This window comes from Pseudomonas sp. HS-18 (genome assembly GCF_020401845.1).
Lineage (GTDB): Bacteria > Pseudomonadota > Gammaproteobacteria > Pseudomonadales > Pseudomonadaceae > Pseudomonas > Pseudomonas nitroreducens.
Window position 1 is genome coordinate 158763 of record NZ_CP084413.1, and the last position, 12489, is coordinate 171251.

The 12489-nt window shown below is 65.7% G+C and carries 13 protein-coding genes; 4 read left to right on the forward strand and 9 right to left on the reverse strand.

What is annotated here, in order from left to right; translation table 11 throughout:
• Nucleotides 1-54: 54 nt before the first annotated feature.
• On the forward strand, nt 55-699 hold the full coding sequence (locus tag LDJ84_RS00730; RefSeq protein ID WP_024763730.1) for an HAD family hydrolase: 645 nt from the start codon (nt 55-57) through the stop codon (nt 697-699).
• 472 nt (nt 700-1171) lie between these two features.
• Here the strand turns inward: LDJ84_RS00730 and argE are convergent, their stop codons facing one another.
• The 5 genes from argE to LDJ84_RS00755 form a co-directional block, all read right to left on the reverse strand.
• The gene (argE, locus tag LDJ84_RS00735; protein WP_226045755.1) at nt 1172-2323 is read right to left on the reverse strand and encodes an acetylornithine deacetylase; all 1152 of its coding nucleotides are present in this window, start codon (nt 2321-2323) and stop codon (nt 1172-1174) included.
• A 106-nt stretch (nt 2324-2429) separates the two neighbouring features.
• Nucleotides 2430-3104, reverse strand: coding sequence for a DUF1028 domain-containing protein (locus LDJ84_RS00740; protein ID WP_024763732.1), 675 nt, complete (start codon nt 3102-3104; stop codon nt 2430-2432).
• A gap of 124 nt (nt 3105-3228) precedes the next feature.
• A complete protein-coding gene (locus LDJ84_RS00745) occupies nt 3229-3639 on the reverse strand; it encodes a RidA family protein (protein ID WP_015474916.1) in 411 nt (136 codons plus the stop codon).
• Between the two features lie 3 nt (nt 3640-3642).
• Nucleotides 3643-4974 (reverse strand): flavin-containing monooxygenase, encoded by a 1332-nt coding sequence (locus tag LDJ84_RS00750; RefSeq protein ID WP_024763734.1) that lies wholly within the window; start codon nt 4972-4974, stop codon nt 3643-3645.
• A 405-nt stretch (nt 4975-5379) separates the two neighbouring features.
• Nucleotides 5380-6300, reverse strand: coding sequence for a LysR family transcriptional regulator (locus LDJ84_RS00755; RefSeq protein ID WP_024763735.1), 921 nt, complete (start codon nt 6298-6300; stop codon nt 5380-5382).
• A gap of 137 nt (nt 6301-6437) precedes the next feature.
• On the opposite strand from LDJ84_RS00755, the gene LDJ84_RS00760 reads away from it, so the two are divergent.
• The 3 genes from LDJ84_RS00760 (at nt 6438) to LDJ84_RS00770 (ending at nt 9763) form a co-directional block, all read left to right on the forward strand.
• The gene (locus LDJ84_RS00760; RefSeq protein WP_024763736.1) at nt 6438-7784 is read left to right on the forward strand and encodes an aspartate aminotransferase family protein; all 1347 of its coding nucleotides are present in this window, start codon (nt 6438-6440) and stop codon (nt 7782-7784) included.
• A complete protein-coding gene (locus LDJ84_RS00765; protein WP_024763737.1) occupies nt 7785-8093 on the forward strand; it encodes a cupin domain-containing protein in 309 nt (102 codons plus the stop codon). It abuts the gene before it with no gap.
• Nucleotides 8094-8266: 173 nt separating this feature from the next.
• Complete coding sequence (locus LDJ84_RS00770; RefSeq protein ID WP_226045756.1) at nt 8267-9763, forward strand: CoA-acylating methylmalonate-semialdehyde dehydrogenase; 1497 nt, start codon at nt 8267-8269, stop codon at nt 9761-9763.
• Nucleotides 9764-9871: 108 nt separating this feature from the next.
• Here the strand turns inward: LDJ84_RS00770 and LDJ84_RS00775 are convergent, their stop codons facing one another.
• From LDJ84_RS00775 to siaD, 4 genes are all read right to left on the reverse strand, one after another.
• A complete protein-coding gene (locus tag LDJ84_RS00775) occupies nt 9872-10297 on the reverse strand; it encodes a GNAT family N-acetyltransferase (protein ID WP_024766244.1) in 426 nt (141 codons plus the stop codon).
• A gap of 105 nt (nt 10298-10402) precedes the next feature.
• Nucleotides 10403-10717: a DUF2845 domain-containing protein gene (locus LDJ84_RS00780; RefSeq protein ID WP_226045757.1), complete on the reverse strand. Its 315-nt coding sequence runs from the start codon at nt 10715-10717 to the stop codon at nt 10403-10405.
• Nucleotides 10718-10804: 87 nt separating this feature from the next.
• Nucleotides 10805-11608: an NYN domain-containing protein gene (locus LDJ84_RS00785; RefSeq protein ID WP_024766246.1), complete on the reverse strand. Its 804-nt coding sequence runs from the start codon at nt 11606-11608 to the stop codon at nt 10805-10807.
• Between the two features lie 89 nt (nt 11609-11697).
• Nucleotides 11698-12486 carry a biofilm regulation diguanylate cyclase SiaD gene (gene siaD / locus LDJ84_RS00790; RefSeq protein ID WP_024766247.1) on the reverse strand — a complete coding sequence of 263 codons (789 nt, stop codon included), beginning with the start codon at nt 12484-12486 and terminating at the stop codon, nt 11698-11700.
• Nucleotides 12487-12489: the final 3 nt, after the last annotated feature.

Below are 12489 nucleotides of genomic sequence, written 5' to 3' on the forward strand. Positions count from 1 at the left end.
GCGGCCATGCACAGTATCCTTCCCGCCCGACTTTCGCGGCCGGACGCTGATCCCATGCATTACCAGAACATCCTCTTCGACCTCGACGGCACCCTCACCGACCCGCGCGAGGGCATCACCCGCTCGATCCAGTACGCGCTCGCCCAACTGGGCATCGATGAGCCGGACCTGCGCCAGCTCGAACATTTCATCGGCCCGCCGCTGCTGCAGTGCTTCATGAGCACCTACGACTTCGACGAGGCGCGTGCCTGGGAGGCGGTGAACCACTACCGCGTGCGCTTCAAGGACACCGGGCTGTACGAGAACAAGGTGTTCGACGGCGTCGGCGAGCTCCTGCAACTGCTCGCTGGCCAGGGCCGTGCGCTATACATCTGCACCAGCAAGCCGACCGTGTTCGCGGCGGAAATCGCCCGCCACTTCGACTTCGCCAAACACTTCAAAGTGATCTACGGCAGCGAGCTGGACGGCACGCGGACCAACAAGGTGGAGCTGATCGAGCATCTGCTGGCTATCGAGAAGCTGAACCTGGCGCAGACGCTGATGATCGGCGACCGCAAGCACGACCTGATCGGCGCCCATCGTAATGGCCTGTCCGCTGCCGGTGTCGGCTATGGCTTTGGCAGCCGCGAGGAACTGATGGCGGAAAGCCCGGCGCACTACTTCGCGAGCATGGACGAGCTGCGCGCGGCGTTTGCCTGATATTCCTGTGCCGGGACTGTTCGCGAGCAAGCTCGCTCCCACGAAGAGCAATTGCTCCCTGTAGGAGCGAGCTTGCTCGCGAACCGACGTGACAGCCCGTACCGTGGTATGCCCCCGTGCGTTCCCAACCAGATGTGCGGCCGGCTCAGCGTGAGGGGTTTGGCTGTTGTAGGAGCAACCGTCTTCTCTGGATAGTCCGTCGCTGCATCTTCCCCCCTCACCCCAACCCTGGCTGCGCGCCCCGCTCCTCAGGGAGAGGGGGCAGTCCGAGCCGACTGACGCAAAGGTTTCATCCTGCACCGAACGGTCCCCTCTCCCCTTGGGAGAGGGCTAGGGTGAGGGATGGCCCAAGTGCGGAGGTATCTCGTAGGAGCGGATTCATCCGCGATCGATTCCCGGCCGCTCCAAGCAAGCCGGTTGCACATCGCGGACGCAGTCCGCTCCTACGAAAACGGTTAGACCGCGCGGTGCTTCAGGCGCGCAACCACTCCGCCAGCCGCCCCATCATCTCGTCGCACCTGGCCAACTGCTCCAGGCTGACGAATTCGTCCGGCTTGTGGCCCTGGTCCATGCTGCCCGGACCGCAGACCACGGTGGGAATGCCGGCCTGGTCGAACAGCCCACCCTCGGTGCCGTAGGCGACGGTGGTGAAGTCGCGCGAACCGCTCAGCAGCGCGATCAGCTCGGCGGCCTGGGCCTGCTGGTCGGTGACCAGGGCGGGATAGGCCGAGAGTTCGCTGAAGCGGATATCCGTCTCGGCCTTCACCGCGCGCATCTTCGGCAGCAGCTCGGCCTCGGCGAAGGCGCGCAGGTCATCGGCGACCTGTTGCGGATCATCGCTGGGCAGCGCGCGCACTTCGAAATCGAACTGGCACTCGGCGGGCACGATGTTCAGCGCGCGGCCGCCGCTGATCACGCCGGTCTGCACGGTGGAATAGGGCGGATCGAAGCGCGGGTCGTGGCGCGCAGGCTCCGCTAGGCGGGTGCCGATCTCGCCGAGGCGGCCGATCAGCTTCGCCGCGTATTCGATGGCATTCACGCCCTGCGGCGCATAGGCCGAGTGGCAGGGCGCGCCGTGTACCTGGCAGCGCATGGCGAGCTTGCCCTTGTGGCCGAGCACCGGCTTGAGTTCGGTGGGCTCGCCGATGATGCACAGCATCGGCTTGTGCTCGCGGTGTTCCAGCGCGGCGAGCAGCGAGCGCACGCCCAGGCAGCCGACTTCCTCGTCGTAGGAGAAGGCCAGGTGCACCGGCAGGCGCAGCGGTTGGGCGAGGAACGCCGGCACCGCCGCCAGCACGCAGGCGATATAGCCCTTCATGTCCGCCGTGCCGCGTCCGTAAAGACGGCCATCGCGCTCGGTCAGCTCGAACGGCGGGACCGTCCACGGCTGGCCGTCGGTGGGCACTACGTCGGTGTGGCCTGACAGGCACACGCCGCCGCGATCCTGCGGTCCCAGCGTGGCGTAGAGGTTGGCCTTGCCACCTTCGGCATCGTGAAACAGCTCGCAGGCGATGCCGTGGCTTGCGAGGTAGTCGCGGATGTAGTGGATCAGCGCCAGGTTGGAGTTGCGGCTGACGGTGTCGAAGGCGATCAGGTCGGCGAGGATTTCACGGCTGGAAGGCATGGTCGGGTCCTGCTTTTTGGCTCTTCGTAGGAGCGAGCTTGCTCGCGAACCCGCCCCGCTGCGGAGGCTGTTCGCGAGCAAGCTCGCTCCTACAGGGGGCATGGCGTTACTCGTCGCCCGGCACACCGTAGCTCGGTGCCTTGGTCGGGTCGAGGGCGCGCACAAGGTAGTCCTCCAGCTGCGGCTTGTAGGCCACCCAGAGTTTTTCCAGCTCATCGATGGGCGCTTCATCCGCCCAGTCCACACGCAGGTCGACGATCGGCCAGACCAGGTCGCCGACGACTTTGAGCGCGGCCGAGTGCACCGGACCGGCTTCGCCACCGGCGGCCATCGCGGCCTGCATCGCGGCGAGCAGGCGCTCGGCCAGGCAGCCGTTGGCGCCTTCGAAGGCCTGGGTCATGGCTTCGATCACTGCGGGGGAGGACAGCAGGTTGCCCGCCGCCACGCAGTTTTCCCCGGCCACGGCGTTGTACACGCCCAGCGCTTCGCTACCGGTGAACAGCGCGACCTTGCCGTGCTGGTCGATCACCGTCACCTGGCGGTACTGGCTATAGCCGTTGCTGGAGAGCGCCTTGTCCAGCGCCGCGCCGGGTTCGAGGCCGGCTTCGAGCTGGTCGAGGATCTGCGGGCCGAGGGCCGGCAGGGTGATGTTCTGCGTGGCCACCGCGCCGACGCCGGCGCGTACCCAGGGGCAGCGGGCGCCCACGGCAATGCTCGAGGAGCTGATGGCGATACCCAATTGTCCGGTTTCGGCGCAGCGGCCGACGATGGAGAAGGTCATGGTGGCTCCTTGCTTGTTCTACTAGCTAAAACGACAAAGGGCGATGCGGAAAATCCGCATCGCCTGCACGCTTGAAAGCGTTACGAGCGACGGCCCCGCCTTGACTGGCCTAGCGCAGTCGCTTTCAGTCCGGAATGACCGCGATGACGTCGATTTCCATCAGCCACTGCGGCTGACCGAGGGCCGAGACCACCAGGCCGGTGGAGATCGGGAACACGCCCTTCAGCCACTTGCCGACTTCCTGGTACACCGGCTCGCGGTAGCGCGGGTCGATCAGGTAGGTGGTGGTCTTGACGATGTGCGACAGGTCGCTGCCGGCTTCTTCCAGCAGTTGCTTGACGTTCTTCATCGCCTGTTCGGCCTGGGCACGCGGATCGCCCAGCCCTACCAGGTTGCCCTCGAAGTCGGTACCGACCTGGCCGCGCACGTACACGGTGTTGCCGGCACGCACGGCCTGGCAGAGGTCGTTGTCCAGGGTCTGGTTCGGGTAGGTGTCCTTGGTGTTGAACATGCGGATGCGAGTATGGGTAGGCATCTCTTACTCCCAGGATGCGGCTTTCTGAACGGAGGAGCCTTCGCGCTGCGAGGCGTCCTGATATTCGACGTAACGGCGCTGGGTGGCGATGTGGCCGGCCACATGCTTGGCGTCGTGCCACACGCCCCAGATGAAGGTGGAACCGCGACGGGACAGCCACGGCAGGCCGACGAAGTACACGCCCGGCTCGCGGGAGACGCCGCGCTGGTGCTTGGGCTTGCCCTTGTCGTCGAAGGCATTCACCTGCAGCCAGTTGAAGTCCACGGCGTAGCCGGTGGCCCAGATGATCGCGGTGATACCGGCGTCGGCGAGGTTCAGCTCCTGGATCGGATGGCGAATGCACTCGGCGTCCGCGTAGACCTTGCGGGCCTCCGGCTCCAGCGGCAGGTCGAGGCCGTTGCGCTCGATGTAGGCGTCGGCGGCGTCGAGCAGGCCGAGGTAGTTGTCATCGCCGGCCTTCAGGTTGGCCACCAGGTCGTCCTGGAAGCTCACCTTGCCGTCGGCGAAGGCCTTGGTCAGGCCGGTCAGGGTGATGCCCTCGTTGGCCAGGCGACGGAAGTCGATGGTCTCGCCACCACGGGCACCGCTCACGGCGATGGTCACGTGCTCGCGGCCCGGCTGCACTTCCTCGGCGTCCCACAGGCCGAGCACGCCCAGCCACCAGACGAAGTCGCGGTTGCGGTAGGAGCGCGGCGGGCGGTCATGGGCGCCCACCGACAGGAAGACCTTCTTGCCGGCGCGGTTCAGCTCGTCGGCGATCTGCACGCCGGAAGAGCCGGCGCCGATCACCAGCACGGCGCCTTCGGGCAGCTGCTGCGGGTTGTAGTACTTGGCCGAGTGGATCTGGTACAGGCCTTCGTCCTTCGGCGCGATGGCCGGTATCACCGGGCGCTGGAACGGGCCGGTGGCGGAGACGACGCGCAGGGCCTGGATCGTGCCTTCGGAGGTTTCCACGGTGAAGCCGGGGCGGCCTTCGTTGCGGGTGACCTTCTTCACTTCCACGCCGGTGCGGATCGGCGCGTTGAACTGCTTGGCGTAAGCGACGAAGTAATCCGCCACCTGCTCCTTGTGCGGGAAGTCGTCCGGGCCGACCGGGAATTCCATGTTCGGGAAGCGGTCGTGCCAGGCCGGGCCGTTGGCGACCAGCGAGTCCCAGCGTCCGGTGCGCCAGGCTTCGGCGATGCGGCTCTTTTCCAGCACGATGTGCGGCACGCCCTGTTGGGTCAGGTGCTCGCTCATGGCCACGCCGGCTTGTCCGGCGCCAACGACCAGCGTGTCGATTTCCAGGTTATCAAGCGACTTCTTGCCGAAGGCGCCTGGATTCAGGTCGGTCATGGCTTGCTTCCTCAGACTCTGATCACGTTTGTTCTTGTTGCGGCTAGGGAGGAGGTGTTGGCCGCATTCTGTTCAGAGGCTGGGAATAGCGAAATTATGTTTTTTGTAGTCGCAGGCTAGGGAAAAGCTGCACCCACGCAAACCCCGCGGCCCGCGGGCTGCAGGGGAGGGGGTATAGGATTTTTGGTGGCTGGGGCGACAAATTGGATAGGCAGGAGGTGCCTTGTGCGTGCCCTGCCTGTTCCGATCAAGTCAAAAACACCCTCACCCCAGCCCTCTCCCAGAGGGAGCCGATCGTGCCGGCGGACACCGTGGATTCATCCTGCGCCGATCAGTCCCCTCTCCCTCCGGGAGAGGGTTAGGGTGAGGGGCCGCAGGCCTGCCGTGCCCCTGAAAGTGTCAGGCTCAGCGACTCTGCGCCACCGCCTCGAGAAACCGCTCCAGCACCAGGTTCGGCCGGCGGCCCTTGCGGGTCACCACGGTCAGCGGGATGTCGTAGTGGAAGCGCTCCGGCCGCAGCGCGCGCAGGCGGCCCTGGGCGACCCAGTCGGCGGCGTAATGGTCGGGCAGGTAGCCGATGTAGCTGCCGGTGAGGATCAGGAAGGCCATGCCCTCGCGGTCCGAGGCCGTGGCGCTGCCGGAGAGTTCCTGGTGGCGCTCCTGCGCCTCGGCCGGGATGCGGTAACTTGGCGCCACTGCGTCGCAGGCGTGGATTTCCTGCACGGTGATGCCCGCATCGTCGCGCTCGAACAGCGGGTGCTCCTGGCTGCAGAACAGCAGCGAACGCTCCTCGTATAAAGAGGAGTATTCCAGCCCCGACAGCGGACTGATGAGCGGCACCACGCCGACATGCAACCGCCCGTCGAGAACTCCCAGCTCGATCTCGTTGGGCGTGGTCATGCCGATATTGATCCGCACCCCCGGCCCGCTGGCCTTCAGCGCGCGCAGGGCATGGGTGATGCGCATCTGTGGCAGGGTCACCAGGTTGTTGATGATGCCGATGTTCAGCTCGCCGCGCAGGTGCTGGTGCAGCTCGTTGACCTCGGCGCGGAAGCCCTCCAGCGCCGCCAACAGCGATTGCGTGGCGCGGTAGACCTCGCGGCCCTCGTCGGTCAGTGCGAAACCTGCCCGGCCGCGCTGGCACAGGCGCATGCCCAGGCGCTTTTCCAGGTCGCCCATGTGCAGGCTGATCGCCGAGCGGCTGATGCCCAGCGTGCTCTCGGCGGCCGAGAAGCTGCCGCACTCGACTATGGTTTTGAAGATGCGCAGCAGGCGGATCTCGAAATCGCTGACCTGGCCCAGGGAAGGCGCCCGTTGTTTCGCCATTTTAGTTTTACCAATCCGAAACTGAACGTAAGAAGAATAAGCTTTAACTCACGTTAAGTCAGGCCCAATCTACTGTCATCGCGCCAGGCCCGCCGCGGCCTGCGCGCCCAACAAGACTGTCTTCGAGGACAAGCTGCATGAACCAGCAAGTGAACGTCACCCCGTCGGTGGCCAGCGAACTGAACCTGAAGGCCCACTGGATGCCCTTCAGCGCCAACCGCAACTTCCACAAAGACCCGCGCATCATCGTCGCCGCGGAAGGCAGCTGGCTGGTGGACGACAAGGGCCGCAAGATCTATGACAGCCTGTCGGGCCTGTGGACCTGCGGCGCCGGTCACTCGCGCAAGGAAATCGCCGACGCGGTGGCCAAGCAGCTGACCACCCTCGACTACTCCCCGGCCTTCCAGTACGGCCACCCGCTGTCCTTCAAGCTGGCCGAGAAGATCACCCAGCTGACCCCGGCCGGCCTCGACCACGTGTTCTTCACCGGCTCGGGCTCCGAGTGCGCCGACACCTCGATCAAGATGGCCCGCGCCTACTGGCGCCTGAAAGGCCAGGCGCAGAAGACCAAGCTGATCGGCCGCGCCCGTGGCTACCACGGTGTGAACGTCGCCGGCACCGCCCTGGGCGGCATCGGCGGCAACCGCAAGATGTTCGGCCAGCTGATGGACGTCGACCACCTGCCGCACACCCTGCAACCGGGCCTGGCCTTCACCAAGGGCATGGCCGAGACGGGCGGCGTCGAGCTGGCCAACGAACTGCTCAAGCTGATCGAGCTGCATGACGCCTCCAACATCGCCGCCGTCATCGTCGAGCCGATGTCCGGTTCCGCTGGCGTGCTGGTGCCGCCGAAGGGCTACCTGCAACGCCTGCGCGAAATCTGCGACCAGCACAACATCCTGCTGATCTTCGACGAAGTGATCACCGCCTTCGGCCGCATGGGCAAGGCCACCGGCGCCGAGTTCTTCGGCGTGAAGCCGGACATCATGAACGTCGCCAAGCAGGTCACCAACGGCGCCATCCCCATGGGCGCGGTGATTGCCAGCAGCGAAATCTACGACACCTTCATGGGCCAGAACCTGCCGGAGTATGCCGTCGAGTTCGGCCATGGCTACACCTACTCCGCGCACCCGGTCGCCTGTGCCGCCGGTCTCGCCGCGCTGGACCTGCTGGAAAAAGAAAACCTGATCCAGCAGTCCCTGGAACTGGCTCCGCACTTCGAGAAGGCCCTGCACGGCCTGAAAGGCGCGAAGAACGTCGTCGACATCCGCAACTGCGGCCTGGCCGGCGCCATCCAGATCGGCGCCCGTGACGGCGACGCCATCGTGCGTCCGTTCGAAGCCAGCATGAAGCTGTGGAAAGAAGGCTTCTACGTGCGCTTTGGCGGCGACACCCTGCAGTTCGGCCCGACCTTCAACGCCAAGCCCGAGGATCTGGACCGCCTGTTCAGCGCCGTCGGCGACGCCCTCAATGGTGTAGCGTAAGTGAGCGAGCGTCCGAAGGCCGTCCCGACGGTACAGATCGACAACGACAAGGTCCTGGTCACCGAGTGGCGTTTCGCTCCCGGTGCCGAGACCGGCTGGCACCGTCACGGCATGGAGTACGTCGTGGTCCCGGTGACCAACGGCGAGCTGCTGCTGGAAACCCCCGAGGGCGAGCGGCGCGCGCCGCTGGTCCTGGGCCAGAGCTACACCCGCCAGATCGGTACGGAGCACAACGTGATCAACCCGTGCGATCACGAAGTGGCCTTCATCGAGATCGAGCTCAAGGACGGTCAGCCGCACGCCCACTGAGCGCGCGGGCACGCGAGAAGGCATGCCGCGACGAGTCACCTTAGAGTGACTGCCGGCGTGCCTTGCAGCCCACGCTTCATACCGAACAATCCCCTCTCCCTTCAGGGAGAGGGCTAGGGAGAGGGGCTCCTCGCGAGCCCTGCCCCAATACTTTCAGCGAGAAGAGACTTCCCATGACCACCGTCAAGCACCTGATCGGCGGCGAAATGATCGCCGACACCGGCCGCACCGCCGACGTCTTCAACCCGTCCACCGGCGAAGCCATCCGCAAGGTTCCGCTGGCCAGCCGCGAAACCGTTCAGCAGGCCATCGACGCCGCCAAGGCCGCCTTCCCGGCCTGGCGCAACACCCCGCCGGCCAAGCGCGCCCAGGTGCTGTTCCGCTTCAAGCAACTGCTCGAAGCCAACGAGGCGCGCATCAGCCAGCTGATCAGCGAAGAACACGGCAAGACCCTGGAAGACGCCGCCGGTGAACTCAAGCGCGGCATCGAGAACGTCGAGTACGCCAGCGCCGCCCCGGAAATCCTCAAGGGCGAATACAGCCGCAACGTCGGCCCGAACATCGACGCCTGGAGCGACTTCCAGCCGATCGGCGTGGTCGCCGGCATCACCCCGTTCAACTTCCCGGCCATGGTGCCGCTGTGGATGTACCCGCTGGCCATCGCCTGCGGCAACACCTTCATCCTCAAGCCGTCCGAGCGTGACCCGAGCTCCACCCTGCTGATCGCCGAACTGTTCGAAGAAGCCGGCCTGCCCAAGGGCGTGCTGAACGTGGTGCACGGCGACAAGACCGCCGTGGACGCGCTGATCGAGGCCTCGGAAGTCAAAGCCCTGAGCTTCGTCGGTTCGACCCCGATCGCCGAGTACATCTATTCCGAAGGCACCAAGCGCGGCAAGCGCGTACAGGCCCTGGGCGGCGCCAAGAACCACGCCGTGCTGATGCCAGACTGCGACCTGGACAACGCCGTCAGCGCCCTGATGGGGGCGGCCTACGGCTCCTGCGGCGAGCGCTGCATGGCCATCTCTGTGGCCGTGTGCGTGGGCGACCAGATCGGCGACGCGCTGGTCGAGAAGATCGTTCCGCAGATCAAGGCCCTGAAAATCGGCGCCGGCACCTCCTGCGGCCTGGACATGGGCCCGCTGGTTACCGGCGCTGCCCAGCAGAAAGTCACCGGCTACATCGACGCCGGTGTCGAGCAGGGCGCCCAGCTGCTGGTCGACGGCCGCAACTACAAGGTCGCCGGTCATGAGAACGGCTTCTTCGTCGGCGGCACCCTGTTCGACAAGGTGACCCCGGACATGACCATCTACCAGGAAGAAATCTTCGGCCCGGTGCTGTGCATCGTGCGCGTGAACAGCCTGGAAGAAGCCATGCAACTGATCAACGACCACGAATACGGCAACGGCACCTGCATCTTCACCCGCGACGGTGAAGCGGCGCGCCTGTTCTGCGACGAGATCGAAGTCGGCATGGTCGGCGTCAACGTACCGCTGCCGGTACCGGTGGCCTACCACAGCTTCGGCGGCTGGAAGCGCTCCCTGTTCGGCGACCTGCACGCCTACGGCCCGGATGGCGTACGCTTCTATACCAAGCGCAAGGCCATCACCCAGCGCTGGCCGCAGCGCAAGTCGCACGAAGCGGCGCAGTTCGCCTTCCCCAGCAATGGCTGATGGTGAATAAGCGGTAAGAGAAAGGCCGGTCAGTTGACCGGCCTTTTTTATTTTCAGCGGAGCGCTGGTGCGGTGTGCGAATGGTCTCGCCTACGCAGAACCCGGCGATCAGCCCAGGTGTTTCTTCAGGTAGATGCGCTGATGCCCCGGCGGGCAATCCTCGAGCACGCCCATGCGCTCGAAGCCCTGTTTCTCGTAGAAGCCGGGGGCCTGGAAGCTGTAGGTGTAGAGGAACAGGCCGACGCAGCCGCGGCGACGGGCTTCGTCTTCGGCCAGGGCGATGAGCTGGCTGCCCAGGCCGCTGCCGCGCTGGTCGTCCTGCAGCCAGAGGTAGTCGATGTAGAGCCAGCCCATGCCGGATTGGCCGAACATGCCGCCGACCACTTCGCCATCCGGGTCGCGGGCGTAGAGTTCGAAGTCGTCGTAGGTGTTGCTGCGGCCCATCTGCCCGAGGTTGTAGGCGAGCAGGCCCTTGACCACGACGTCGCGCGCCTGCGGGTCGATGCCGAGGGTGAAGTTGAAGGTGGTTTGCATGGTGCCCTCCGGATTGGCGAAGGCGACCAGTCTAGGGAGATGCCGCCGCCATGGGTAGGCGTCTTTGGTAGCGGCGGGCGTGCTGGGACGAGTGGCGCGGGAAGCTCAGAGTAGCTCCTTGCGCGACATGTTGATCGACAGCAGCTTGGTATCGCGGAAGAACAGGTAACGGTAGGCCCCGCCGCTGGGGCCGTACATCCAGGTTTCCAGCTGGGCTTCGCCAGGAATGAGCTTACCGGTCGAGTCGCGCCGAGGAGGCCTGGGAGGGACGATCACGCGTTTGGCAGGCTCGCCGCACTTGGCGAGGACTTCGTCCATCGGATCGCCTTCGTTGATCAGGCTGGTGCCGCAGCGCAATGTGCCGGCATGGGCGCCGCTCGCAGCGAGCAGGGCCTGCAGGGGGATCAGCAGGAAGCGCATGGGATTGCTCCGCAGAGGTGCTCACGCCCGACTTTAACCGTCAGGCGTGGCGTGTTCGTTGAGCGGGGGCAGTGCAGGGCGATGTTCTCAGCGCGCGGTGCCCACGTTGCGCACATACAGGTCCTTGCCGCCGCTACCGCCGCCGCGTGCCTGCAGCTCGAAGCGCTTGGGGTGGCCCTTGATCAGGTCGCTGAGCTTCTTGAAGCCATACAGGCGCGGGTCGAACGCGGGTTGCAGCTTGCCGATGTTCTGCCCCAGAGCGCCCAGCTGGACCCAGTCGTCATCGTCGCCGTCGATGTCGTCGAGCACCTTGGCGATGAAGTCCAGCGGGACCTTTTGCGATTTGCGCTTGGCCGCGGGTTTGGGCGTGTCGTTGGCGCTCGGGGCGGCCGTCTTGTCGGTGACGGGCACCGGCTCGACGGGGGCTTCGGGCGTGGCGCGGAGGATTTCGGTGTAGATGAACTTGTCGCAGGCGGAGACGAACGGCTTGGGCGTCTTCTCCTCGCCGAAGCCGTAGACCGTCAGCCCTTCCTCGCGCAGGCGTGCGGCCAGGCGGGTGAAGTCGCTGTCGCTGGAGACCAGGCAGAAGCCGTCGAAGCGGCGGGTGTAGAGCAGGTCCATGGCGTCGATGATCAGCGCGCTGTCGGTGGCGTTCTTGCCGCTGGTGTAGGCGAACTGCTGCATGGGCTGGATGGAGTGGTCCAGCAGCACCTGCTTCCACTTGCCCAGGTTGGGCTTGGTCCAGTCGCCATAGATGCGCTTGACGCTGGCGACGCCGTACTTGGCGATTTCCTCGAACAGGCCCTCGACAATGGCGGCGGGGGCGTTGTCGGCGTCGATCAGGACGGCGAGGTGCGTCTGCTGGCGCGGGGTGGGGGATCTGGTGGCCATGTTGCATCCTTTCCTTGCGGTCCTTGGACCTTAATCGGATTGGGCTGCGGATACCACCTGCGTGAACGCGTGCTCGCGTCGGCGTTCGTTCAATCGGTGGCGAACTCGCATTTGTCCCGCCCGCTGCGCTTGGCGTCCAGCAGGGCGGCGTCGGCCCGGCTCAGGGTCTGGGAATAGCTTTCGCCCGGATGATGCTCGGCGACGCCGAAGCTGGCGGTCACGGACAGGGCATTGGTGCCCACGCGCACGGCGAGGCAGCGGATGTCGTTGCGCACGCGCTCGATGATCGCGGCGGCGTCGGTGAGGCGAGTATCCGGCAGGATCAGCAGGAACTCCTCGCCGCCCCAGCGGCCGCAGAGGTCGTACTGGCGCAGGGCGGACTCCATGGCGCGGCCGATTTCCACCAGCACGCGGTCGCCGACTTCGTGGCCCCAGGTGTCATTGACCTGCTTGAAGCGATCGACGTCGAGCATGGCCAGCACGTAGGACTCGCCGTGGCGCTGGGCGCGCTCGCTTTCCTCGCGCAGGCGCTCCATCAGCAGTCGGCGGTTGGCGATGCCGGTGAGGGTGTCGTGGGTCGAGGCTTCCTTCAGCGCGACGTTGAGGTCGCGCATCATGTCCTGGTAGCGGTCGGAGATGCGCGCGACCTTTTCCAGCTGGCGCAGTTGCTTGTGGTAGCGCTCGGACAGTGTGCTGTTCTGCTGCCGGGCCATGGACTGGAAGCCGTCGGAAATCCGCGCGATGCGCTCCAGGCGCGCGAGCTGGTCGAGGGACTGCTGGTGCTTCTGGTACAGGGCCTCGCGCAGGGGGTGCCCTTCGTACTGTGGGTCGGCCAGCAGGTCTTCGATCAGCAGGTCCAGCTCGCGCTCGCTAGTCATGGC